22 protein-coding genes are annotated in these 24601 nt (G+C 31.1%); 6 read left to right on the top strand and 16 right to left on the bottom strand.

Annotation, left to right across the window (positions count from 1 at the left end; genetic code table 11):
- Positions 1-127 precede the first annotated feature (127 nt).
- From GGR97_RS14630 to GGR97_RS14610, 5 genes are all read right to left on the bottom strand, one after another.
- On the bottom strand, positions 128-2590 hold the full coding sequence (locus tag GGR97_RS14630; protein WP_167899281.1) for a TonB-dependent receptor family protein: 2463 nt from the start codon (positions 2588-2590) through the stop codon (positions 128-130).
- Positions 2571-3929, bottom strand: a complete 1359-nt coding sequence (locus GGR97_RS14625; RefSeq protein ID WP_167899280.1) for an HTTM domain-containing protein — start codon at positions 3927-3929, stop codon at positions 2571-2573. The genes GGR97_RS14630 and GGR97_RS14625 overlap by 20 nt, the downstream gene beginning before the upstream one ends.
- A 4-nt stretch (positions 3930-3933) precedes the next feature.
- Positions 3934-5103 (bottom strand): imelysin family protein, encoded by a 1170-nt coding sequence (locus GGR97_RS14620; protein ID WP_167899279.1) that lies wholly within the window; start codon positions 5101-5103, stop codon positions 3934-3936.
- A gap of 106 nt (positions 5104-5209) precedes the next feature.
- On the bottom strand, positions 5210-6409 hold the full coding sequence (locus GGR97_RS14615; protein ID WP_167899278.1) for a DUF4856 domain-containing protein: 1200 nt from the start codon (positions 6407-6409) through the stop codon (positions 5210-5212).
- 137 nt (positions 6410-6546) lie between these two features.
- Positions 6547-7407 carry a hydroxymethylglutaryl-CoA lyase gene (locus GGR97_RS14610; RefSeq protein WP_167899277.1) on the bottom strand — a complete coding sequence of 287 codons (861 nt, stop codon included), beginning with the start codon at positions 7405-7407 and terminating at the stop codon, positions 6547-6549.
- A 98-nt stretch (positions 7408-7505) separates the two neighbouring features.
- On the opposite strand from GGR97_RS14610, the gene GGR97_RS14605 reads away from it, so the two are divergent.
- On the top strand, positions 7506-9032 hold the full coding sequence (locus tag GGR97_RS14605) for an NAD(P)H-hydrate dehydratase (RefSeq protein WP_167899276.1): 1527 nt from the start codon (positions 7506-7508) through the stop codon (positions 9030-9032).
- An 81-nt stretch (positions 9033-9113) separates the two neighbouring features.
- Here the strand turns inward: GGR97_RS14605 and GGR97_RS14600 are convergent, their stop codons facing one another.
- Positions 9114-9905 (bottom strand): SHOCT domain-containing protein, encoded by a 792-nt coding sequence (locus GGR97_RS14600; protein ID WP_167899275.1) that lies wholly within the window; start codon positions 9903-9905, stop codon positions 9114-9116.
- A gap of 433 nt (positions 9906-10338) precedes the next feature.
- Between GGR97_RS14600 and GGR97_RS14595 the strand changes: the two genes are divergently transcribed.
- Complete coding sequence (locus tag GGR97_RS14595) at positions 10339-11358, top strand: aldo/keto reductase (RefSeq protein ID WP_167899274.1); 1020 nt, start codon at positions 10339-10341, stop codon at positions 11356-11358.
- Positions 11359-11432: 74 nt separating this feature from the next.
- Here the strand turns inward: GGR97_RS14595 and GGR97_RS14590 are convergent, their stop codons facing one another.
- Positions 11433-13430: a sulfatase-like hydrolase/transferase gene (locus GGR97_RS14590; RefSeq protein ID WP_167899273.1), complete on the bottom strand. Its 1998-nt coding sequence runs from the start codon at positions 13428-13430 to the stop codon at positions 11433-11435.
- Between the two features lie 308 nt (positions 13431-13738).
- On the opposite strand from GGR97_RS14590, the gene mnmE reads away from it, so the two are divergent.
- The 3 genes from mnmE (at position 13739) to GGR97_RS14575 (ending at position 17460) form a co-directional block, all read left to right on the top strand.
- The gene (mnmE, locus tag GGR97_RS14585) at positions 13739-15130 is read left to right on the top strand and encodes a tRNA uridine-5-carboxymethylaminomethyl(34) synthesis GTPase MnmE (RefSeq protein ID WP_167899272.1); all 1392 of its coding nucleotides are present in this window, start codon (positions 13739-13741) and stop codon (positions 15128-15130) included.
- A gap of 186 nt (positions 15131-15316) precedes the next feature.
- Positions 15317-16441 carry a site-specific integrase gene (locus tag GGR97_RS14580; protein WP_167188168.1) on the top strand — a complete coding sequence of 375 codons (1125 nt, stop codon included), beginning with the start codon at positions 15317-15319 and terminating at the stop codon, positions 16439-16441.
- Positions 16438-17460 (top strand): hypothetical protein, encoded by a 1023-nt coding sequence (locus tag GGR97_RS14575; RefSeq protein WP_167188165.1) that lies wholly within the window; start codon positions 16438-16440, stop codon positions 17458-17460. The genes GGR97_RS14580 and GGR97_RS14575 overlap by 4 nt, the downstream gene beginning before the upstream one ends.
- 315 nt (positions 17461-17775) lie before the next feature.
- Here the strand turns inward: GGR97_RS14575 and GGR97_RS14570 are convergent, their stop codons facing one another.
- The 9 genes from GGR97_RS14570 to GGR97_RS14530 form a co-directional block, all read right to left on the bottom strand.
- The gene (locus GGR97_RS14570; protein ID WP_167899271.1) at positions 17776-18348 is read right to left on the bottom strand and encodes a hypothetical protein; all 573 of its coding nucleotides are present in this window, start codon (positions 18346-18348) and stop codon (positions 17776-17778) included.
- Between the two features lie 45 nt (positions 18349-18393).
- Positions 18394-18867 carry a hypothetical protein gene (locus GGR97_RS14565; protein WP_167899270.1) on the bottom strand — a complete coding sequence of 158 codons (474 nt, stop codon included), beginning with the start codon at positions 18865-18867 and terminating at the stop codon, positions 18394-18396.
- A 25-nt stretch (positions 18868-18892) separates the two neighbouring features.
- Positions 18893-19189, bottom strand: coding sequence for a hypothetical protein (locus GGR97_RS14560; protein WP_167899269.1), 297 nt, complete (start codon positions 19187-19189; stop codon positions 18893-18895).
- 431 nt (positions 19190-19620) lie between these two features.
- Positions 19621-19929, bottom strand: coding sequence for a DUF6730 family protein (locus GGR97_RS14555; RefSeq protein WP_167899268.1), 309 nt, complete (start codon positions 19927-19929; stop codon positions 19621-19623).
- Positions 19917-20753, bottom strand: a complete 837-nt coding sequence (locus GGR97_RS14550; RefSeq protein ID WP_167899267.1) for a relaxase/mobilization nuclease domain-containing protein — start codon at positions 20751-20753, stop codon at positions 19917-19919. The genes GGR97_RS14555 and GGR97_RS14550 overlap by 13 nt, the downstream gene beginning before the upstream one ends.
- Positions 20753-21046, bottom strand: a complete 294-nt coding sequence (gene mbpA, locus GGR97_RS14545; protein WP_167899266.1) for a mobilization protein MbpA — start codon at positions 21044-21046, stop codon at positions 20753-20755. The genes GGR97_RS14550 and mbpA overlap by 1 nt, the downstream gene beginning before the upstream one ends.
- A gap of 57 nt (positions 21047-21103) precedes the next feature.
- The gene (locus GGR97_RS14540) at positions 21104-22144 is read right to left on the bottom strand and encodes a DUF6371 domain-containing protein (protein ID WP_167899265.1); all 1041 of its coding nucleotides are present in this window, start codon (positions 22142-22144) and stop codon (positions 21104-21106) included.
- A 221-nt stretch (positions 22145-22365) separates the two neighbouring features.
- Positions 22366-23763, bottom strand: a complete 1398-nt coding sequence (locus tag GGR97_RS14535) for a DUF3987 domain-containing protein (RefSeq protein ID WP_167899264.1) — start codon at positions 23761-23763, stop codon at positions 22366-22368.
- A 5-nt stretch (positions 23764-23768) separates the two neighbouring features.
- Positions 23769-24068 (bottom strand): helix-turn-helix domain-containing protein, encoded by a 300-nt coding sequence (locus tag GGR97_RS14530; protein ID WP_167899282.1) that lies wholly within the window; start codon positions 24066-24068, stop codon positions 23769-23771.
- 272 nt (positions 24069-24340) lie between these two features.
- Between GGR97_RS14530 and GGR97_RS14525 the strand changes: the two genes are divergently transcribed.
- A complete protein-coding gene (locus tag GGR97_RS14525; RefSeq protein WP_167899263.1) occupies positions 24341-24487 on the top strand; it encodes a hypothetical protein in 147 nt (48 codons plus the stop codon).
- The last annotated feature ends 114 nt before the right edge of the window (positions 24488-24601 follow it).

Genomic DNA, 24601 nt, shown 5'->3' with positions numbered 1-24601 from the left:
TTATCTAGCCTCAAATCGTCTCGTATGCAAGTCGATTATAATTTGTATTAAACAACAATATAATCAACCTTTATTAATTCTTTGTAAAAATAAAAGCCTCATCATATTCTGATGAGGCTTTTTTGTATTAGTTAATCTTTATTTGCAAAGTAGCATAATAAGATCTTGGTTCTGCCGGTATAATTCCCGGACCAGGATATCCTGTAGCTCTACGGGTAAAATAACTGTTGTCTAAAAGATTACTGACTCCTGTTTCTAACTGAAAGTTTTTAGAAAACTTATAAGAAAGAGAAAAGTCTAAAATATCATAACTAGGAATGGCTCCTACAACGGTAGTTTGGTTAGCTGCATTATAGGGTGAGTTAGTAACGTCTGTAAACTGTTCACTAATAAGTGTGTACTGAATGCTTGTTAATAAATTTTTCCATCCAAAACTAGCTCCTGTTTTTAAATTGATGAAAGGGATAAATTCAACTTCGTTTCCTGCAACACCATTTTCTTCTGATTCTAAGTACACAGATCGGGTAATAGCAACATTGCTAAATACATCTAACTTTAAATTTTTATGATCTTTAAAATAAGTCTCTTTAAGGTTCCATTGCAACAAAGATTCCAATCCGTAAATAAATGCAGTACCAATGTTTTTACGAATCCATTGCGCTCTGTCATTCAACACTTGTCCAATTCTATTTCCGTAAACCAACGTAAATACATTGGCATCATAAGAGAATTTTTTAGCTATCTTACCTCTTACTCCTATATCTCCAGTATATCCAGTTTCATCTGTAATATTCTCATCAATAATAAAAGAAGGATTTACAGTTCTAATGTCTGAAAAAGTAACAGAACGATAGTTCTGAGAAAAATTACCGTACAACTCAAAAACCTGATTGGGTTTGTAACTAATTCCCAATCCTAACAACACAAAATTGCGGACAAACTCATTATTGTCATCAACATAAGTACTCAAATTAGGATTGTTTCTATTATAAACATAATAGTTTCCTCTAGACTTGGTACTAATATGTTCAAATCTAAATCCTGGAGTAATACTCAAATGCTTATTGAGGTTAAAAATATGCTCTCCAAACAACGAAGCGTTAAAGTTTGGAAATTCAAAATCGTTTTGATTTGGATATTGATCTGCAACAGCAAAACTAAAGTCGGCATCTACTCCTTTACTTCCTGCTGCTTGCTTTTGAGTATTGTTAGCTTTGTAAATTTTTCCTCCAAGCAAGTAATAATTTGTATTATCTCCAAAGGCATAGCTAGATAAGAAACGAGTTTCTACTCCGTAATTTTTAAAATCACCTACAATCAAATCTCTGTTAAAAACATAACTTCCATCGTTGTTTTGTTCATCAGCTCCGGGAATAAACAATTTAGTATCTCCCTCTACATCTGGAGCAGTCAATCCTCTAAATCCAATGGCTTTTCTAGATGCATCCAAAGCAAACACACTTACCGTTAATTTAGAAACATCGCTTAATTGTTGTTCTAATTTTAAATTGTACAATTTCCAATCTACTCCAAACCAATTTCGGTTCAAATAACTTTGGGTAGGATCTTCTAAAAATTGTACATCAGACAATCCTCCTGGTTGATGTGCTAAATAGTTAAAAGAAGACACTTCAAAACTGGCTTTGGTATTGGCTGAAAATTGATAACCTAAATGCGCAAAAAAGTTGGTAGAATCGTAGTCTGAATTGGGTCTAAAACCATCTCCTTGTTTTCCGTTGTAGTAAGCATAATAACTCAACTTATTGTGAGTTCCAGATACAGAAGTAAAATTGGCCAAAGTTCCAAAAGAAGCAACCGTGTTACGTGTAATAACTTCTATAGGTTTGTCTACAGGTTTTTTAGTGATAAAATTAATCAAACCTCCAAACTGAGTTCCGTATTGCAAAGAAGCAGCTCCACGAATGACTTGTATTTGTTCCAAAGCTTCTGTAGGAGGTGTATAATAACTTTCTGGATAACCTAAAACATCGGCACTAATATCATAATCATTTTGACGAGTGTTAAAATTGGCTGTTCTATTAGGATCTAAGCCCCTACCTCCAATATTTAACTGCAACCCACCATCATTACTATCGTAAATATTCAAACCTGCTACTTTGGCAAAAATTTGTCTTGGATTGTTGGTGGCTTTGTTTCCGCTCACCAAATCCAAATTGACAACCTCTGTTTTTTTACCGGCATAAATATGTGTTCCTTCAACAGGTTTTAAAGTAGTCAACCCATAATTAATTCTTTTGGTAGCATTTAAAATAACTGCAGACAATTCTTCTTGCAGTGGGGTTAAATTTACCGTAATCTGTTGGTTTCCTGTAAAAACAAAATCTTGTTCTACCACAGCATAACCATAGTAAAAGAACATTAAATGTACTTTAGAGTTTTTAAAATTAGCTTGTAAGACTCCTTGATAATTGGTAAGCCCCACAAATGTGTTGCTACCTTGTACCACCTGTACTCCTTCTAAAGCTTGTTGCGTTTGAGTATTTTGTATTTTAAAGGTTATTTGATAAGCAAATGCAAATTGCACAAATAACAAACAGACAACAAGTATATTAAAATCCTTTAATTTCATCATGTAAGGGTAAAATCCATTTTTTATTATGAAAACCTTCTTCTTCTCGGTACAAATCAACTTTAGGATCTATATAAAGTTGATTCAATCGTCCGTTTAGGGCTACATAACTCTCTACAAAAACTTGTATATTTTGATGTCCTTGACTTTTAAAATGATCTCCTAACAAATGAGCATATTCCAATATAAAATCGGGCTGAAAACTCATTTGCTTGATTTGAAAGGAAGTTAAAAAATCGGAGTTCTTCACATGAAACTGCTTTCCCGATACGCTATCTCTTACTGTAAAAGTAGTATAGCCAACTTTCTCCATCAACATCACTCGCCAAGAAAAACGAAACCCCTGCTCTGTCCAAAACAACTCACCAGGGTAACACAAATTTCTGAACGGCAAAAATAGTTGAAATACAAAAAATAGACTAATTATAAATAAGATATTTTTAGCACTTTTAACGGTGTAAAATTCACGAGTTAAAACGGTTGCTTTTAAGGGCTTATTGATGATTTTTTTAAGGAGATAAATAAACTTTTCGTGTAGCGAACTATCAAAGAAAATAAGCGTAGCACATATCATGATATAAGGAAACATTCCTATGTTAAAAAGGATTCTGGTAAATACATGAAACACCACAACCAATACAAATGCATAGGGTCTGGTTTTGCGTATAAGTAATAAAAAAGGAATGGTCAAATCGTACAAAGCACCACTCCAACTCATGGTGTAATGAAACCAAGATTGATTCATAAAACTTCCTACCAAAGGCAAGTCTGTTTTGGTAGACAACCATATTTTTAAAGGCTGAGCTCTAAACAACCAGTCGGAATTTAATTTGGCCAAACCGGCATAAAAATAAACCATAGCCAATAGCAGTTTAATACAGTCTACGGTCCAACTAGGTACAAAGGTATATTGTACTCCTTTTTTACGTGCATCTAAAGAAAAAGTAGCATGTAAGGGTAAAAAACACAACAAAAAACTAAGACAGCTAACAAAGTAATAATGATTTAAATAGGTGGTTTTATCAATCAGTTCTATATAAGTAAAACTTAAAAAGAACAACAACATAGAAAGTCTGTATTGATATCCTAATATAATTCCCACACAAGCCAATAGTGCTAAGGCAAACAATCCATAGGTATAAACTCCTAAACTTTGTACCCATTCAAAACCATAATAGGTAAAGTGCCATTTGGGAGCTATATAGAGTTTTCCTACCCAATCCATAGAAATAAAACGAAGGAGACTAACCAACATTAACACACCAAATAGTACACGAAAAGCAGCCAATGTAACTGCTTTTGTTTTTTTTGTGAATATGTATGTTTGAAGTGTATTCATTTTTTTAATCACCGTCAGAGTCTTGATAATCCTGAATAACATTAATAGCAGGAAAAATTTGATTTTTTAATAACAACACATAATCATGAATCTCATTAAAGACTGTAAACATTTTTGTAGCAGGTGTAACACCTTCTAAACTTTCTATATAAGGAACAAAATCTGCATCCAAATCATTTGCAGCGGTTTCAATCTCTGTAAATTTATTTTCTACAAGTTTAGATATGTTAATGTCTTTATTTTCTTCAGAAACATAAGCTGTTGCATTTAAATAATCTAAATAGGTTTTTAAACCTGCACCGGTACTAGTTCCATCATAAGAAGTACCATCGTAAAAGTTTTGCACTGCTTTAAAAGCTTCTTCAAACAATTCTTTAGAATGTTCTGAACTATAATAAGACTCTACAGCTTTTGCATTTTTAATATTGTCTCTTTTTCCTGATGGAGTTGCTATTTTATTTTCTCTAAAACCTTGCTCAATGTAATTAGTATAATCATTCAGCATTAAATCAAAAGATGCAGTAGCACTTCGTCCACTATTCTGTATTATACTACTTGCATTGGTCGTCCAATAGGTATTTGCATTATCTGCAAGACCAACCATTCTATCCACTACTTTTGATAAATAAGCCTTGTGTGCATCTGAACTGCTAGGCTCTGTAAATTGAGTCAACGCATTTTCATTGTTGATTAAATAATCTAAAGCAGCAAATCCTTGTTCATCAATGGTTCCAGAAGTAGTCACAAAATTTATCGCATTAATATCTGCAACAGTTCCTGCTAAATTTCCTGCTAAAGTAGTATCATCTTCATTAGAATTATTAAAAGGTTCCGTAGAGGTTTCTCTATCTATAGGATACGTATTCATGTAAATACGAGTTGTTCCTTGCAATTCAAACATAGCCACATGTTGCCAACTTTTCTGAGCATTGAACAAAGCAATTTGTAATTCTCCTTGTGTAGCTCCATCAGGAGAGCTTATAAACGCATTAGATTTTTCTTCTAAGAGTGCTATTTTTTCATTAAAATCTTCAAAAGCAGGAATGGCCAAATTATAAACCCAATTGGTCAATACCAAAGTTCTGTTAAAATTGTCTGAAACGCTTGTATTATTCTCTTTAACACAAGAAAATAAGCTTACAGAAATGGCTAGGAGACTTAAAAGTTTTTTCATTTAATTCTTAATTTATAAAATGAGGAGCAAAAATACAGAAAATTGAGGCATCTGTTCATCGAATAAACAGCATACCTCAATTTATATTCTATTTGAATTAGACAATTTATTGCATTACTTCTTCAACGGTAAAGTCATAGTTAGCAACAATATCTCCAGAAATTTCTTCTAATTGATCAGCATCTAAATCATAAAATCCATTGGTAGATCCGTATAATTTATCTAACAAAGTAATTACTTCCGCTCTTGTAAAATAAGGCTTACTAGTTAATGGGTTGTAAGTAAATTGTAAAGAGTAAATAAACCCATAAGCTTCAGACAAAGCGTGAAATGCAGCTCTTGAATCATCACTATCAATAGAAGCTTTTGCTTTTTGTAAGTAATAAACTCCTCTAGCAGCGGGTATTTTAGAAATTTGGTATCTTAATACTTCTACTGCAGCATCTCTTACTTCGTATTTTTTAGCTACAACAGCAGCTCTACCAATAATAAAAGCATTTTTAACAATTTCTGGAGTATTTGCAAAATAAGCTTGTCCAGTAATTTCTTCTAAATAATGTCCTAATAATTTATCAGCATCTCCTGCTCCATATACATATCCATAAGCTTCATCAAAATGATGCTCCATAGTAGTATAATTTTTTCCATCTGCTAAAGTCCCAGCATTGTTAGCTATTTGGTAAGAATCTGTTCCATCAAAGTTATCATCCAATCTATTAAAATAGTGGTTTACAATTTGATCTATGGTCAAAGCACCAATCAATCCTTTGTAAAAAGCTTGATTGTACTCCAATCCTTTGGCATTAAAATAACGTTTTCCATCATAAAGTCCAGCTACTCCTTGTGCTGCTTCAGCATCACTAGCCAATACTGTTAACTGATTAGAAATATACCCGTCAAATTCAGCTTTAATAGCATCAGCATCTGTTTGGTTACTTGCAAAAAGTCCTACTGAGGCAGCAACTTTACTTCTAACGTTTTTAGTACCGTTTAAAGATGCATCAGTAAACTCCGTAGCTTGGTTAAATCTATTGGTAAAATCTGCTTGTGTAGGAATTGGGTTTACTTGCGTTAACATAGCTCCTATTTCTACTACTTGATTCAATCTAGTTGTTTGACCAGAAAAATCTACTGTAGTCTCATTATTTCTTGTAAACTCATAGTTATTAGGAACAGTTACATCCGTAATATCTATACCTGTGGTTTCTGAAATGATTTTTGTAATTCCGTCATCATCACTAGAACATGATGTAAATACAGCTCCTGCTGCTACTAATACGGCTAATGTTAACTTTGTAATTTTCATTGCTACTTATTTAGACTTAATTTAAGTTGTTGTTTATTTACGGCAACAAATATACAGACCAATTCTAAATAAGACAACCTTATTTTAATTTATTATAAATAAATCTACGAAAATGTTTTCGTGAAAATAAAATCAAGTTAAAACACTTGTAAAGCAACATTGTAGGTGCTTTCAAAACGAAGGGAATGAACACCCGTGTCTACTTGGTGTTGTGTAAAATAAGACAGCATTTTTTCAGTTGGCATATTTCCTGTCAAAGCATCCGTAGCCATTGGGCAACCTCCATAACCTTTAATGGCTCCATCAAATCGCAAACATCCACTTTTGTATGCAGCATCTATTTTTTCGTGCCACTGATGGGGTGTTGTATGCAAATGAGCTCCAAACTCAACTTTTGGATAACTAGGAATCAACTGGCTAAACAAATAACGAATACTTTCGGGTGTAGAAGATCCAACCGTATCTGACAAAGAAAGAATCTGAACTCCTATACCGTATAGTTTTTCTACCCACTCCCCTACAATATCCACATTCCAAGGATCTCCATAAGGATTCCCAAACCCCATAGACAAATAGGTAACCACTTGTTTATTATGCTTACTTGCTATTTCTATTATTTTTTGCAATTCCCCAAAACTTTGAGCGATGGTTTTGTTGGTATTACGAACTTGAAAGATTTCAGAAATAGAAAAAGGATAGCCCAAATAAGTAATTTCATCAAACTGACAAGCATCTTCTGCCCCACGCGCATTGGCAACAATAGCTAACAATTTACTTTGGGTAGCAGACAAGTCCAATTTAGACAACACCTTAGCAGTATCTACCATTTGCGGAATGGCTTTAGGCGATACAAAACTTCCAAAATCAACCGTATCAAAACCACATTGTAAAATGGCATTAATGTATTTAGCTTTTAAATCGGTAGGAATAAACTCCTTAATACCCTGCATGGCATCTCTAGGACATTCTACGATTTTAACTTTGGGTTGATGGGTCATAACTTCAAATATACTAAGCAAAATTTAATTGTATTCATAATTTCTTAAAATTGATTATTGAAAAGAAATCCATATTTTTAAACAAATTGTTTCTTCCTATGAAAATATTTAATCCACAACAAATCAAAGAATTAGACAACTACACCATTCAAGAACAAGAAATTACTTCGGTGGCTTTAATGGAAAGAGCAGCCCTACAAATTGTAGCTTATCTAACTCAGTACTATACAATAACCCAACATTTTACAATTTATTGTGGTTTAGGGAACAATGGTGGAGATGGTTTGGCCATTGCTAGACTTTTGTTAGAAAAAGGATATGCAGTCACCGTATATGTGGTAAAATACACCGCCAAAACTTCTTTAGATTTTGAAGAAAACTTAAGCAAACTAAAAGAAATAACCACCTTAAGAACCATTATTTCAGAAAAACACATTCCTCCTATTCCTACAGAAACAATACTTATTGATGCTATTTTAGGAGTGGGAATCAATAGACCTTTAGAGGGATTGTGTAAAACATTGGTAGAAGCCATAAACACATCTAACAATGATAAAATAGCTATAGACATCCCTACAGGATTGCCTTGTGAATTAGAAAATTACTCCGAAGAACACTGTATTTTAAAAGCAGATACTACCTTAACCTTTGAAGCACCAAAACTACCCTTACTAATGCCTTCTATGGCCAAACACGTAGGAAATTGGCAGCTAATCCCCATTAATTTATCGGCAGATTACAAACACGACATAGACACTCTTTACGAGTACACTACCTTGCAAGACATTCAGAATAGTTACAAACATAGAAGCAAATTTGACCACAAAGGTACGTTTGGACATGCAGAACTTATTGGAGGTAGCTATGGTAAAATAGGGGCTATTCTGTTGGCAAGCAAAGCTTGTTTACGTTCCGGAGCGGGTTTGTTAACCAATTATACTCCCAATTGTGGAAATCTTATTTTACAAAGTTCCGTTCCAGAAGCTATGTGGACAGGCAATCAACCTTGTGATTATTTTTTAGAAGGAAATTATATTAGTACTTCCAAAACAGTGGGAATGGGTCCAGGAATAGGCATACATCCCAAAACCCAACATTTTGTGCATTTAGTCATCAAAGCCACTCAAAAACCGATGGTAATAGATGCGGATGCTTTGAACATTCTAGCTAAAAACAAAGAATGGTTAAAAGAACTTCCTAAGAACTGTATTTTAACACCCCATCCAAAAGAATTTACGCGTTTGGTAGGTACCTTTGTCAACGATGCTGATAAATTAGAAAAACTAAAAGATTTTGCAGAAACCTACCATTGTATTGTAGTCTTAAAAGGTGCCAACACAGCCATTTGTACTCCAGATGGAATTATTCACTTTAACAGTACCGGAAATCCAGGAATGGCTACAGCGGGTAGCGGTGATGTTCTTACGGGAATAATTACAGGTTTGTTAGCACAAAACTACCCTCCTATTCACGCTGCTATATTAGGAGTCTATTTACATGGTTTGTCTGGAGACATTGCCATTCAAAAAACAGGAAAATCGGCCTTAACAGCAAGTCATTTAATTAAATACTTAGGCAAAGCTTTTCTAAAAATAGAAGCTCCCTTTAAAACAAATGAGACCTAAAAAAAGCTTCTCTATAAATAATAGAGAAGCTTTTAAATTTGTGTTTTTAGCCAAGGGCTACTATTATATGAATAAAGAAGATTACAATCTACTTAATAAATCCGCTTTTTTAGATTCAAACTCTTCTACAGATAAAATATTCTTGTCTTTTAAACCTGCTAACTTTTCTATTTTCCCAAAAATATCCTCTTCCAAATCGCTGTTGTTAGTTGCATAAACAGGAATCGGTTCTGGAGTACTAATAGGCTGTGCTTGTTCTACAGCCTGAGGATTGTTTTGCACTACAGGTTGAGACTGTGCTCCTTTTCCAGATACTATAGGCAAAGTATGCAATTGTACCGTTCCGTATTGACTGGTAAAAGTAACAGAATAATTCCCTCCTTGTTGTTGTCCTACTCCTCCAATTTGATGATCTAGCGTGTTAAAAACAGTTACCTCTCCATTTTGCTGAATAGCCAAACGTCCAATTCCATTAAAAATAGCATAACTTGTTCCGTTTTGACTTCCTGTTGAATTAGGATATCCTAAATCTCCCCACCAATTTCCAGACTGAAAACCACTTCCATTTTGGTTTTCTATTTTAGGCAAAGGTTTGTACTGTATCCCTCCTTGATGAATCAAGTTTGAAATTTGTACACAAAGTCCATCAACCGTAGCTTTTAAATTGTTGTTAAACATATCTCCAACCATGGTCATACCTCCTTGCATCCATTGACCACCACCTCCTAATTCAGGAATGTTAAATTGTGCCATACTTCCATTACTTCTCATTAAAGTATGTGTTAAATTACTAACAGCATCTACACTAATCCCATAACGGTTTGCTATAGAAACTATGTTTTGAAAACTAGCATCTGTGAATATTGCATTCATAATTGTATTCCTTGTCTTATTAGGGTAAAAATCTTTGGATCAAAATTGCACAGCTAAGTTAACAATAACTAAGTTCAATAACCTTTTTTAAGTCAGAAGTTTAACACTATTTTATTCGTACAATTCCTTCGTTTTTTTCAGATATCATCACTAAAAAACCGACTTAATTACATAATTGTGAGTTATTTAAGAAATCCCGAAAAGTTTTTAGCTTTTACTACAAAATAAGCAGCTACACAGTGCTGTAAATTCATCATCAAAAGTCTTTTTTATACAAAATAAATCCAAAATAGAAACTCCCTAGATAAAGTAGGGATTAAGTATAAATAGAGTATGGATACTGTATTGAAATTTGTATTTTAGAAGCTGCTAAAACTTACAATTTTGTAACATTACAACAAATTAATGACAGCTGTTTTAAACTTCTATTTTTATGAATATAAATGATAAATCCAATCCAAAACCATATGTACCCAATCCAGAAAGATACAATACCATGCAATACAATCGTTGCGGAAACAGTGGTGTATTATTGCCAAAGATATCTTTAGGACTCTGGCATAACTTTGGATTTTATGACTCTTTTGAGAATGCTAGAAACATCTTAAAAAAAGCCTTTGATTTAGGAATTACCCATTTAGATTTGGCCAACAACTACGGTCCCCCTTACGGAAGTGCCGAAGAGAATTTTGGTAGAATTTTACATAAAGATTTTAAGGCTCATAGAGACGAACTATTTATAGCTTCTAAAGCCGGTTTTGACATGTGGCCTGGACCTTACGGAAACCATGGTTCTAAAAAATACTTGGTAGCTAGTTTAGATCAAAGTCTACAAAGAATGGGCTTAGATTATGTAGATGTATTCTATCACCACAGACCCGATGCAGACACTCCGCTAGAAGAGACTATGCATGCTTTAGACCTGTTAGTAAAACAAGGAAAAGCTTTGTATGTTGGACTGTCCCGTTACAGCCCCCAAGAAACTATAGAAGCACAAAAAATATTAAAAAGCTTAGGAACACCTTGCTTAATTCACCAATCTAAATATTCTATGTTAGACCGTTCTGTGGAACCAGAATTGTTACCTACTTTATTGGATGAAAAGATTGGATCTATTGTGTTTTCTCCATTAGCTCAAGGTTTGTTAACAGATAAATATTTAAAAGGAATTCCTGAAGGTTCTAGAGCCTCTAAAGACAATACTTATTTACAAGCTGAAGAAATTCCTAAGACCATTGAAATGATTCAGAAATTGAATGAAGTAGCTCAAAACAGAGGGCAAAAATTATCGCAAATGGCTATTGCTTGGATATTAACACAACCTGCCATTACCACTGTTTTAGTAGGAGCAAGTAGCCCAAAACAATTAGAAGAAAATTTATTGGCTACCAATAACACTACTTTTAGCAATGATGAAATAACGTTAATTAATAGTATTTTAAAAGGAGCTTAAAGCTGACTTATTAAACTAAAAGAGCCGTCTATATAGACGGCTCTTTTAGTTTATACTGATGAATGCTTAAAACATTATATTTTCACCATTTTTTCTATTGCAAAATTATCATCTGCCTTAATCCTTAAAATATAGGTTCCGCTTTCTAGGTTTGAAATATCTATTTTAGGTTGCTTACTATTAGATACATTCACTTTTTTAATAGATTGTCCTGTTATAGTTAATACTTCTAACTCTAAATTATTTACAGAAAGATCAAATGATACATTTACAAAATCTGAACTAGGATTTGGGTAAATGCTGAATAAACTATTAAAATAAGCATCTACACCTAGCGCTAAATCATCAGAACCAAAAGCAGCATCGTATTGAGGTAGTTCTTCTGTCGTAAACCACAAGCTTCTATGTGGATGCCCTCCATTTCTTTCATGATCAAACCAACGAGGTTTTACGTCTTTAAACACTTTAACATAGTCTATTCCTTTATTGATTAAGCCTTGCAAAATTTCAGGTTCATTGGTAATTTTTGTGGTTTCTCCAGGATCGGTTTCAATATTGTACAATTCCCATGCTGAGTTTTTAGATCTTTTAACTGCTTTGTAAGGATTAGCTGCTATTGATATTGCATGAAAACCATTTAAAGGTCTTAGTACATAAATAGGTTCTTCTGTTCTTATAGGTTGTCCTGCTATTAATTTATCCATAAAAGAAACTCCATCTAACCATTTCCCAGAAGGAACCGTGCCTCCCGCTAAATCTACCAAAGTAGGATAAATATCTAACGCACTTATTTGATATTTGTATTGACTACTATTAGTGATTTTATTTGGCCAATGTACAAAGAAGGGTACTTTGTGTCCTCCATCAAAAATACTTCCTTTTAAAGCGTATAAGGGATGATTTACAGCTCCTTTGCTATAAGTATATCCTCCATTATCACTTAAGAATAGAATAACTGTATTGTTAAACACATCCATATCTTTTTTAAGTTCCGTAACAATTCTACCAATATTCTTATCCATGTTAGCTACCATGGTTGCGTATATAATTCTGTTCTCTGTATATTCATCCAACAAATTACTTCTATACTGGGCTACTTTGGCATCTTTTTCTTCTTGTGATAAAGCATTGTAATCATAACTAGTTTCTTTTTCTAATTCACGTTCAACTTTATCTAACTGGTACCCTCCAGCTTCTTTTAAATAATCACTATTTCTTACCAAACTCTCAAAATTAGGATTGTCTAGTTTAAATTGTGCAATTTCATCTGCAGGGGCTTCTAAAGGTGTGTGCGGAGCATTGTAGGCCATGTATACAAAGAAAGGATCTGCTTCGCCAGATTTTTCAGAAATATAATTTATAGCTTCATCGGTAAGTATATCGGTTAAGTATTCATCCAATCCAAATTCTTTTCTATCTACATAATTTCTTTGTCTTTGTAGCGGGTCTTGGTACTCATTGGTAATGGTTCCTTTAGCTTCGTTCCATTGATTAGGATCGTTATATTCATCAGCATGATTGCTGTTAGAGTGGCTCCACTTGTAAAAAGTATTATCATACTGTCTTTGCGTATAAGGCTTTCCTCCTCCTAAAAATCCAAAGAAATAATCAAAACCTCTATCTAGTGGTTGGTATTTTCCTTCTTCAAAACCTAAGTGCCATTTTCCAAAAGCAGCTGTATTGTAGTTGTTGTCTTGTAGAATTGTAGAAAAATAAGTTTCTTCTACAGGAATTCCCAAAGGAGAAGTAATATCGTTTGGTAAATTGTACTGTGCTCCTATTCTGTTGGGTTGAACCCCCGTCATAAGAGCAGTTCTACTAGGTCCACAAAATGGATGAGCTACGTGTCCGTTGGTACAAATTATTCCGTTAGCGGCTAAAGCATCTAATTGTGGTGTAGGAATTACTCCTTTTTCTGAGGGAAAATTTGGAGCTCTGTTAAATCCAACATCTGCATATCCTAAATCATCGGCCAATATGACAATTACATTGGGTCTAGTATTGTTTGTTTGCGAATAGATACATCCGCTTACAATTGACAAACAAAAAGCAATAAAAGTAGTTTTAATCATTTTTTACATATTTTGACTTTAAAACAAGCATCATTATCAATTCTTAAATCAAGATTAAGAGTATCTGCTTGTCTGCTTGACAAAATTAGAGGATATCCTAAGTATTTATAAATCCTATTTTGACCAAAACAAGTCTAAAAAACACAGAATTCTAAATTATAAGCCAAAAACACTATCAATACAGTAACAAAAAGAAGGTTTTACTGTAAAAAATAAAATATCAGAAAAGTGGTTTTCTATAATACAGAACTCGTTGATTATTTTTTAGGAATGCTTGAAACTTTAGGAACTATACCTACATTTGCATTATGATTTTAAAAGATACCATAGTAGCTTTAGCAACAGCCTCAGGAGTAGGTGCTATTGCCGTAATACGTTTGTCTGGACCCAATGCTATTCAAATAGCAAATGAATGTTTTAACTCTGTAAAAGAAAATAAATCTTTATTAGAGCAAAAGTCTCATACGCTACATTTAGGTCATTTTATAGACAACAAACGTGTTATAGATCAGGTATTGGTATCTGTATTTAAAAATCCACACTCTTACACAGGAGAAGATACTATAGAAATATCTTGTCACGGTTCTTTATACATTCAACAAGAAATTTTACAAGTTTTGTTGAAAAAAGGAGCTAGAATGGCTGATGCAGGAGAATTTACATTGAGAGCTTTTATCAATGGAAAATTAGATTTATCTCAAGCAGAAGCTGTAGCAGATTTGATTTCTTCAGACTCCGAAGCATCTCATCAAGTAGCTATGCAACAAATGAGAGGTGGTTTTTCTAATGAAATTCAGAATTTACGTGATCAGTTAATCAACTTTGCTTCTTTAATAGAATTAGAATTAGATTTTGCTGAAGAAGATGTAGAGTTTGCGGATAGAACTCAATTTAAAACACTAGTAGCTAGAATTCAGTTAGTTTTAAAACGTTTGATTGATTCTTTTGCTGTTGGAAACGTAATTAAAAACGGAATTCCCGTAGCCATTGTAGGAGAACCTAATGTGGGAAAATCTACCCTTTTAAATGCTTTGTTAAACGAAGAAAGAGCTATTGTATCTGAAATTGCAGGAACCACTCGTGATACTATAGAAGATGAAATTATTATTGATGGTGTTGCCTACCGTTTTATAGATACTGCTGGAATTAGAGAAACTAAAGATGTTGTAGAAAATATTGGAATTCAGAAAACTTTTGAAAAAATTGGTCAAGCCCAAGTTGTTATTTACTTGTTTGATTTGAATAACATTCAGTATCAAGTTTCTAATATTAAAATGGAATTAGAATCTATTAAGAATAAGTTTCCTCAAAAACAATTGATTGTGATTGGAAACAAAGCCGATACTATTTCTGATGCACATATTACGGCACTAAAACAAGAAATTCCTGAGTTGATAGCTATTTCTGCAAAATCTAAAATTGGAATTGAAACTTTAACCAATGAATTGACCAAATTGGTAAATATTGGTGCTCTAAACAACAGTGATACCATTGTTACCAACTCCCGTCATTACGATGCTTTGCTAAAAGCTTTAAACGAAATAGACAAAGTGGACTACGGTTTACAAAACGATGTTTCTGGAGACTTAATGGCCATAGACATACGTGAAGCCTTATATTTCTTTGGTTTGATTACCGGAGAAGTTACTAGCGACGACTTATTAGGAAATATATTTGCTAATTTCTGTATTGGGAAGTAATCTGTACAAATACATGAAGACAAATATTAATAAATGAAAACATACACCTAAAAAACAGTAGTTTAAATATATTTACCCATTGTTGTTTTTCATCTTTTTTCATTTATTATTACTTTTGTTACTCTTGAATTACACCCAATAACATTATCAGGTGTAATTTATTACACCTGATAAAAGAAATTTTATATGAAAATACATTTACGAAGAAAAAAACTTAAAGGAAGAGAGAGTCTTTCAATTGAATATTACAACGGGACTATTACAGATGAGCATGGTAAACAAAAACATGATCGTAAATTTGAACATTTAGATATGTATTTGACTTTAGATCCTAAAACTCAAAAAGAGAAGAAGGAAAATAAAGAAACACTTGAAACAGCAGAACAGATATTCGCGATTAGAAAAGCCGAATATTATCAAGGTAAATTCAATTTAAAAAGTTCTCACAAAAGTAACAGAAGCTTTCTTAATTATTACAATCAGTTAAAAGAAGAGCGCTACGATAGTAAAAGTAACTATGATAACTGGGATGCTGCAGAAAAGCATATTTCTCGTTATTGTAATCAATCTCTAACTTTTGAAAATGTAGATGAGGAGTTTGTTAAAGGATTTAGAAAATACTTAGACAAAAATGCTTTAACCAAAAGTGGAACTCCATTATCACAAAATTCAAAGTATTCATATTTTAACAAATTTAAAGCAGTTATAAAAAGCGCTTATGAAGAAGGTTATATAGAGACAAATATTCTTAAAAGAATTAAAAGTTTTGCTATGGCTGAATCTACTCGTGAATATCTTACTTATAATGAGTTGCAAAATCTTACAAATGCAGAATGTAAATATCCAATATTAAAAAACGCATTCATTTTCAGTTGTTTAACGGGGATTCGTTGGAGTGATATTGATAAAATGGTATGGTCTGAAGTTAGAGATGAAGATGATACATTTAGAATTATTTTTAAACAGAAAAAAACCGATGGACTTGAATATTTATACATTTCTGATCAAGCAAGAAATCTGTTAGGGCATAGAAGAAACGCAAGTGATAAAGTTTTTAAAGGATTAAAATATGGAGCTCATTTTAATGCCGAAATTTTAAGATGGTGCATGAGGGCAGGTATCACAAAACACATAACATTTCACAGTGCAAGACACACAAATGCAGTCCTATTATTAGAAAACGGAGCAGACATATACACCGTATCTAAAAGACTTGGACACAAAGAATTAAGGACTACAGAAATTTACGCAAAAATTATAGATTCAAAAATGAAAGAAGCTGCAAGTTTAATACCTAATTTACAATTATGAAAAAAGTAAACTCATTAAAAAATACTTTTATTGTAATAAACAAATTAACTTTTTTTCTAATCGTTAAACCTATTATAATTTTCAAAAAACATAAAATATTAATATTTCCTCTTCTTATATCTGGCTTAGCAATAATTACACTTCTTGAAATTTATTATGAATACTTTACAAGTTTTTTAAAGTATCTTTTTTTACTTAATACAGAGAAATATCATTTATCTGCAACCTCTTTTATAAGCTTATCAATCTTTACTTGTTTATATATATCAGTGCTTATATTTTTTAACTATGTATTTAAAATTAAGCCTAATGATGTTTCTAAAGAAAATATAATCCTGAATAATAAAAGTTTAGAAATAAAAAATATTGACAAAAAAAATAGAGTTAATATAAATGATATTCCCCATGTTATCAACTTTAATAAAGTTAGTTATTCTCAATTTAATGAAGTAACTAACGATCATCGTCATAATGAAAAAACCAATATTGAAAATAATTACAATCATACATCATTCATTAATACTAATAATAACCATAACTTAGAAGAAATAAACAATACTTACAACTCTTTTTATGAAAAGAAAGAAAAAACCATAAATAAAGAAATACTGTCTTTTGAAATTAGATCTAAAATAATAGAGCAAACAGCTAATAAGTTTCAATATTTCTTTAAAAAAACAAATTCAAGAGAAGAAGACTTTATAAACTTATTACTTAACAAAAATGAAATCAAAAACGGATTAAAACTTTACGTAAGTGAAAAATGGTTTTGTTTTATATTATTTAAACTATGTAAAAACAACATCTTTGGTGATAATGCTCGTACCGCTGAGGAGGAAGCTTTAGACATATATAAATTTGTTATGATAGATAATAGTAAAAAAGAGAATCTAACTAAATATTTTTCTGAGTTTAAACAAAAAGATTTTTTACGTAATCAAAAAAAAGGCAACTACAATAAATTTAATTCCACTTTAGAGTTAATAATAAGAAATAATATTAAGTCTGTTAAAAATTAACAATATATAACTATGCTTTATAATGACTATGGTAACTATTACGTCTTTATCATTAAAAATACCTTGCGGACTGTAATGATTAAACATCCCATAGGGTATCAATCTGTTAAAACTACTGAAACATATTTAGAAGATTTTTTACTTAGGAATTAGACATTACAATTAAAAATGGTATATATAATAATAAATTTCAAAGTTAATTATACCTCATGTTCCTAAGCTACTACAAAAACCTAAAAGGCAATATAATCTATTTGATTTTATTGCCTTTTAACTTACTACACAACATATAATTAATTATATGTAATCGAATTCCTAAAAATTCATTTCAATTTTCTTTATGTTTTTACCTTTTAGACACTTGTCTCCTACACTGTTCAAAATAAAATCACCCATATATGCTGATGCTTTAGTTTCTCCTGGTTTAATGGCTGTAAAATGTACATCTGCTTTTTTGCATAAGACTTTATTGGGTTCTTGTGTTTTATAAGGTTCATATAATTTGAATTCTATTAAAGTAATTTCGTCATACTTTTTTTGAAGCTTATCTCTATCGTAAGTAAATCTTTTCTTTAAAGACCCTGCTACTACAGCATCAAAACCAGTTTTCCCTTCTTGTTTTTTGATTCCATCATTTAATGATGCTATTGATTTGGTCAACGAAGCTAACTTACTGGCTTTGTAATTTTCAAAATTTTCTTTTAGAAAAGTAATACTATCTTGAACTGTAATGGTTGATACTTCAAAATGTGTGTAATTCACTTTAAGGTCATAGTGTACTCCTTTTACAGTTTCTAAATAATCCTTAACAGCTTGTTTTTCTATCGTTTGAGCATTTGACAATGAACAAACGGTAAATAATGCTATTGTAAATATTTTCTTTTTCATACTTTATTTTTATGTTATTTATGTTGTGTTCTTTATTTATGGATATTAAAAAACATAAGATTTAGTAGCTGGTCCAGATCCTTTAACCACATCAAAATCTTGATTAAAAATCTCTTTGTCATTTTTATACACTGTAAAATTATAACGTACTCCAACATCTGTTAAAGAATACCCTGATGTTGTAATTACAACATGTAAAGATTTAGTCTTATTTGCAGTGACAAATGTATAACTACCTGCTTCTCTTTCATGTACATTTACAAAAGCAGTTCTTCCTAAGTTAATTTCTTTTCCATTTATTATTTCTAAAGTATTGACATCATATACATTATCTGATAAACCAGAAACAGCTAATATTCCTGTGTAATTTTCAACTTCTCCTGTTTGAGTAAAAACAAATTTAAATTTGCTTTTTTCAGAAGTTATTACATCTGTTGTCTTTTCGTTTTCAATGGAGTCTGAATCATCTTTTGAGCATCCAGTTACAAGCATAGTCATCAAGACTATACCTAAAATCATTTTTCTTTTCATATTTATTTATTGTTTAAAAATTTTTCTTGAGTAGACTACCAATACTTTGAGGGTAACTTCGATTAGAAGTAGATTTAGGTGTGTAATTATTGCTATTACAATTTTTACATGCTTTTAAAAGCGTGTTTTTTTTGTGTAGTTCTGATTGATAATTACGAGGATTAGAACGTATAGCGAACACCAATTTCATCAGTTGAGGACTGATTTTTGGATTGTCTATTACATGCTGATAACGGTCTATGTCTATTTTGGTAAAATTGAATTCTTTTACTAAGACTTCTTGAAGATTGAATTGGCGATTGTTTTCCATTTTTTTACGTATAAAAAAAGCGTGGGACTACCTCTTATCTGCTCTAATGGTCTCGCCAGAAACCAATCCACCAAAATAAGGATAGCCCACGCAAAAACGTGGGCATCTTAACTTTGATTGTGGTGAATTTTATTAAACCTGGCGAGTTTATAGAACCAAATCAAAAGCAAAACGCTTTATATTTTAAAAATTTCTTTTTCTACTTACAAAACTATGTATTTATAGAATAATAGACCTAACTATTTTTGGGAAATTATAAAGTTTATAATGTTCTTAAACCCACTACAAAACTTAAAACCTATGGTTATGTTGTGTATAACATATAAAAGTCATAAGGTAAATTTACTTTATGGCTCTTAAGGTTTTGTTTAGCTTTTAGAACAGTGAGGTATAATTAGCCTTTTATATTCTTGTAAAGAATATAAAAGCCACTACCTATTTAGTAATAACCCCATGAACAATAACACCACACTAAGTAATATAACTATTGTAAACATTAGAAAACGCTTATTCTGAAGCTTTAACTCTACAATAGATTGGTTAAAAAGCTTTGTGTGTTCCTCGTTTTGCTTATTGACATGCTCAATATGTTTACTTAAAACTGCTTTTAATCTATCTGTATTAGGCTCTATTTTAATTTTTTTAAGAGCTTCTTTTTCTTGTTTAAACTCTTTTACCAAAGTCTCCATATGATTGATTTCATCAACTATAAGCTCTGTAATGATTTCTATCTTTGCCATGTGTTTTTTCTTTTTTTATTTCTGTTTGGTTCATACTCTCCTGAATAGTCAAATAATAAATTATTGAAGTTAAATTGTTTTTTATTATTACTTAACTCCATTTTCTGCTCTCTAGGAGTTTCAAAATTCAATTTATTGACCGACATATCTCTATGCACTTCTGAGCCTTTAAAACTATATCCATTATACTCAAACCTAAACCCTTGAAGTTTGTTTTGCTTGTTTATTACTGGTTTTACAGTAACATTGTTGTTTTTCATTTTTTTGATGTAATCATCTACTGATTTTGGTCTTTGTTTCATGATTGAATCATGAAACATTTTTATTTCTTTTCTAATTAATTTTGTGTTTTCTTGTTTTTGTTCTTTAACCTGATCAACAGTGGTTAAACCTATTTGCAAAGCCACGTTTTTTGCTGCTAATTGAGACCTTTTACCTATCCTCCAGGCATCAAAAGCTTTACCTTCAAATGATATTCTATTGGCGTACAAATGGACGTGTTTATGATTTTTATCATTATGAATATAACCAACTGCTTGATGTTGATTCAGTTTTAATTCTTTCAAAAAAAGCTTGCAAACTTTTTTGAAATCAGCTTCATTCATTTTTTTACCATCCTCTATTGTTGGACTAATAATAAAACTAAATGTATTCTGCTTACAGTTTGTGTTCTGATTCTGAAATAGTTTAAATTCTTTAGCTATTTCACTTGGCGTTTCACTATGTAAATAATTACTATAAACAATTTTTGCATCTTTATTTAAGTCATCTCCATAAAGTAAAGCTGCTTTAGTGTTAGAGAGACTATTGCCTTTAGCTATCATTAGTTAAACCCTTTTAAATGTTCTTTAAATTGATTAGCTAATTCCCTTACTTCTAAACTTAAATTTGGATTATTTTTAGAGAACATATTACCAATTCTCTGAAAGTGATGATGGTATTGTATAAGAGATTTATACAATTCTATTTGTTCATCTGTAAAACGTTCTATAATTTTTTGATTATTTACACTTCTTCTACAAAATTCACTAACTGTTAATCCGCATAATTTTGCGTTTTTTTTAATGAGTTTTCTCTCATAAAGAGAGACTCTAATTTCTATTCTATAATTTTTCATCTTTTGCAACCTTCGGGCGAAAAAGCAAGATATGTACGTACGTGCATCCATCTTGCTCTACTCACACGTGTTAATAATTATCTCCTTTATATCAATATCAAAAACGGAACGTAAACAATCAATATTAGGACTTCTTTTTTTAATTTTTTGATAGATTAAATCTTCTGTAGTTTTAATTACGATTTCTTCATTTTGAGATTGATTCACAAAATAATCAGCTATATCAAAACCCTTTCTTTTTTGGTTATCTGTTCCATTTTCTTCAAGTAAATCAGAAATACTTATATGATAACCTAACTTATTCAATCTATCTTTTTGTAAGCTCCACCTTAAAAAGGGAGAACCATTTCCTTTGTCCAAACCTAAATCAGGATATAAAATAATTTTATGTTGTTTAATTACTCTTAATTTTTCTTCTAACAACCCTGATAAATTTCCACAAGCAAGCCAAGTGTATTTATCAAATATTTGACTCATGATACAAGCTGTTTTTTCAGATTCTACAATTGCGATTGTTTGATTCTTACTTTTCACCAAATGTTCTCCAAAAAGACATTGTTTCAAATTAAAATGACTTTTAATTCCCTTCTTAATCTGGTAAGAATGAACCCAATAGACGTATTGGGTTCTTTTACCACTTTCTTGATATGAAATTATTTTACCACTTCTAATTTTATGATTATTATCTATTTGCCAAAAAACCGTTCCGTTGTACCAATAAGAAGCTGTTCCAATTTTATAATTATTAATAATTGACAATACTTGCTCTTTATTAAAAATTTGATTTAAGAATTTTACAAAATTATTTTTATTAAAATTATCCAAGGTTAATTTTAATTCTTCTTTGGAATGGTAACTAGTAACAATTTCTTTTTTTACATTGTTAGGGATGTAATAATTTTTAAAACTGACATCATTCTGTTCAAAATACATTTTAGGTGTATAATGATATCCACAATTGATTTCTCTATCACATCTACCAACTTTATGATTTACATAATCATCCGTTTCAGTATCTATATAACGAACTAATCTTTTTTTTAAACATTGAGGGCATTCAAATTTTTTAGAAGATTTATCTAAACTGTATTTATACATAAGCTTTACATTTAGTTCATTTAGTTCACAACCCTTTATAATCAAGGGCTACAGAATAATATAAGACTACACAATAACTGCACTAATTTGCACAAGCTCATATTTCACAATACAAACTTGTGCAAGACACTGCATAAACTTTGCACAAACAAAAAACATCAACTGCCTTTTTTTCAAAAGATTAACATCACTTATGCAGTTAATGAAGTTAGTGCAGTACCCTATAACTTCTTTAAATACTTTCCTCGTTCTAATTTTGTAAATAATTTTCTATCATTGAGATACGTTTTAAATTGCCTTTCAGAAATTCTTGGTTTCCCGTTTTCTTTTTTACATGCAATTTTAACTCCTTGACCCGTTCCGAATTCTTTGGGTAAATCATTTAAGATATCTAACTGAAGTTTTGTTAGGCTCTCTAAGTAATTACGTTGAGTTGTTTCTTCTCTAACCCTCAATGCTGTTTTTAAGAAATAATCAAATAACAATATGGCTTTCTTTGTATTCTTTAAACTTATTATTGAATCAGATTCACCATCACTAGCATGGTGTAAAAGCTGTATGATAATGGCAAAACGGATAACATATTGTTGAAGTTTAATATCTATTCCCCTTTCATAATCAAATAAATAATCTTCTGGTCTATTATTTTGCCATGCAAATAAAAACTCCTGAGCATCTTTATTAAAAGGTATTAATTTTGGTTCCTCACTTTTATTTATTAATTTATCTAGAATGGCATTGTAATTACTAAATAGTCTAGGATCTATTTTAGTGTTATTCCATTTAATTCTCAATGGATTACTTGGATATACAAATAACAACCTATCAATAAATCCATTAACGTTTCTACCCTCTTTAGAAAACTCTTTTAAAACACCTATCTGTGTACTTCCAACAACACCAATAAAGGTATCATCAATTCTAATACTCTTAGAGGTAGCTCTATCAATTGACACTGTAGTACCACTCCAGAGACTTAAATATGTTTCAGCCTCACCACTGCTAGAATATCTATTAAAATTCTTTAACCATGATAATAGTTCATCAGCATAAATAGTTAATCCACGTTTGTTATGATAATGTGAAAGCAACAATGCTTCTGGAGTAAAATCAGAAATTAATAACTTATTCAGAATTGGTCGTTTAGGTTTGTTTTCTGTGGCTTCTTCATAAACACTTATTTCATTTTCATAATCAACAAATAATTTTTTATCATGATTTTGAATAGGTTTATAACAAAAACTCAAAGCGTGGCTTTTAGAATCTCCTGGTCTCCCAACAATAACCATAAATAAATTACATTTTTCTTCCCATCCTTTTTTTACGTTTGCTTTATAACTCTTGCCAATTGCCGTAGATGCAGCAGACAAAATACCAGATCCTAAATAATCGATTGAAAATTGGTAAATATCTGAAACTTTAAAAATAATTTCTTGAATAGCTTTTGGAAAAACATCAACTGGAAAAACATTATCTTCTTCATTCGTTAATTTAATACTATCAAATTCTAAATCTTGTAAATCAATAATTCCTTTCTTTTCTGTATCTTTGTTTTGCGAATTACAAAGATCTCCTTTATTACTTTCTGAAGTAATGGGGGATTTTTTGTTTAAACTCATTTTGGCTATCTTTTTGAGTTAAATACATAGTCCAAAGCTTTTTGCTTACTGCTTTGATCTGAGTAATCAGATCTTAAGCACCAATCTTCTAACTCTTTTTTATCAAAAAGTATAGCTCCTCCTGTGGGTCTCTTTGCAGGAATACCAGATTCTTCTTGATTAGAAGTTAATTTGTACATTTTACTTTTACTAAAGCCAGTTACCAGGCAAGCATTTTCAAAAGTTAGGATTCTAGTCCCTGATAATAATAGTAATTTCTCAATTCTATCAATTTTCTGTTCTAAATTAAATTCCTTTTTGTTCATCATTTAAAGGTTTTGTAATTAATAAATGAACAAATGCATTTGTAATTGTTGTTAACAGATGCAAATAAATAACAAGATTTGATCTCAATAATAATTAATGATTGATTCATTAAAAATCATAAACTATAAGTCTACAAAACAAGTATTTACAATTAAATAATGATTTTGTTCATTATTTAATCATTGGTTTAAAAGCTAATTATAAAGCAAGAATGCAGGTACAGCACACAAATTGGAATTACATTAAAAGCTAATTTTAAAATTATATTATTATGGCTGTAAAGCACACACCAACACAAGAGGTACACAAAGGAGTAAAAGGAGGAACTACAGGTTGTGGTTTTAACACCAATGAACATTCTAATCATTGGATAAATTCTAATGAAAAGATTACTTGTGCCAAGAATGGTTGTAAATAAAAATAAAAAAGGAGGCAAAAATAGAGTGCCCCCAAAATGTTAGACACAATTTGGGGGTATTTTTATGTCTAGAAAAGTAAAATACACATTAGACTTTAAACAAGAATGTGTGAA

The organism is Wenyingzhuangia aestuarii (genome assembly GCF_011927765.1).
GTDB lineage: Bacteria > Bacteroidota > Bacteroidia > Flavobacteriales > Flavobacteriaceae > Wenyingzhuangia > Wenyingzhuangia aestuarii.
This window is presented reverse-complemented; position numbering and strand designations above follow the sequence as displayed.

Excerpts from the sequence above, each read along its gene's own strand:
- GGR97_RS14630 (WP_167899281.1), bottom strand. The coding sequence starts at position 2,590 with ATGAAATTAAAGGATTTTAATATACTTGTTGTCTGTTTGTTATTTGTG.
- GGR97_RS14625 (WP_167899280.1), bottom strand. The coding sequence starts at position 3,929 with ATGAATACACTTCAAACATACATATTCACAAAAAAAACAAAAGCAGTT.
- GGR97_RS14620 (WP_167899279.1), bottom strand. The coding sequence starts at position 5,103 with ATGAAAAAACTTTTAAGTCTCCTAGCCATTTCTGTAAGCTTATTTTCT.
- GGR97_RS14615 (WP_167899278.1), bottom strand. The coding sequence starts at position 6,409 with ATGAAAATTACAAAGTTAACATTAGCCGTATTAGTAGCAGCAGGAGCT.
- GGR97_RS14610 (WP_167899277.1), bottom strand. The coding sequence starts at position 7,407 with ATGACCCATCAACCCAAAGTTAAAATCGTAGAATGTCCTAGAGATGCC.
- GGR97_RS14605 (WP_167899276.1), top strand. The coding sequence starts at position 7,506 with ATGAAAATATTTAATCCACAACAAATCAAAGAATTAGACAACTACACC.
- GGR97_RS14600 (WP_167899275.1), bottom strand. The coding sequence starts at position 9,905 with ATGAATGCAATATTCACAGATGCTAGTTTTCAAAACATAGTTTCTATA.
- GGR97_RS14595 (WP_167899274.1), top strand. The coding sequence starts at position 10,339 with ATGAATATAAATGATAAATCCAATCCAAAACCATATGTACCCAATCCA.
- GGR97_RS14590 (WP_167899273.1), bottom strand. The coding sequence starts at position 13,430 with ATGATTAAAACTACTTTTATTGCTTTTTGTTTGTCAATTGTAAGCGGA.
- mnmE (WP_167899272.1), top strand. The coding sequence starts at position 13,739 with ATGATTTTAAAAGATACCATAGTAGCTTTAGCAACAGCCTCAGGAGTA.
- GGR97_RS14580 (WP_167188168.1), top strand. The coding sequence starts at position 15,317 with ATGAAAATACATTTACGAAGAAAAAAACTTAAAGGAAGAGAGAGTCTT.
- GGR97_RS14575 (WP_167188165.1), top strand. The coding sequence starts at position 16,438 with ATGAAAAAAGTAAACTCATTAAAAAATACTTTTATTGTAATAAACAAA.
- GGR97_RS14570 (WP_167899271.1), bottom strand. The coding sequence starts at position 18,348 with ATGAAAAAGAAAATATTTACAATAGCATTATTTACCGTTTGTTCATTG.
- GGR97_RS14565 (WP_167899270.1), bottom strand. The coding sequence starts at position 18,867 with ATGATTTTAGGTATAGTCTTGATGACTATGCTTGTAACTGGATGCTCA.
- GGR97_RS14560 (WP_167899269.1), bottom strand. The coding sequence starts at position 19,189 with ATGGAAAACAATCGCCAATTCAATCTTCAAGAAGTCTTAGTAAAAGAA.
- GGR97_RS14555 (WP_167899268.1), bottom strand. The coding sequence starts at position 19,929 with ATGGCAAAGATAGAAATCATTACAGAGCTTATAGTTGATGAAATCAAT.
- GGR97_RS14550 (WP_167899267.1), bottom strand. The coding sequence starts at position 20,753 with ATGATAGCTAAAGGCAATAGTCTCTCTAACACTAAAGCAGCTTTACTT.
- mbpA (WP_167899266.1), bottom strand. The coding sequence starts at position 21,046 with ATGAAAAATTATAGAATAGAAATTAGAGTCTCTCTTTATGAGAGAAAA.
- GGR97_RS14540 (WP_167899265.1), bottom strand. The coding sequence starts at position 22,144 with ATGTATAAATACAGTTTAGATAAATCTTCTAAAAAATTTGAATGCCCT.
- GGR97_RS14535 (WP_167899264.1), bottom strand. The coding sequence starts at position 23,763 with ATGAGTTTAAACAAAAAATCCCCCATTACTTCAGAAAGTAATAAAGGA.
- GGR97_RS14530 (WP_167899282.1), bottom strand. The coding sequence starts at position 24,068 with ATGAACAAAAAGGAATTTAATTTAGAACAGAAAATTGATAGAATTGAG.
- GGR97_RS14525 (WP_167899263.1), top strand. The coding sequence starts at position 24,341 with ATGGCTGTAAAGCACACACCAACACAAGAGGTACACAAAGGAGTAAAA.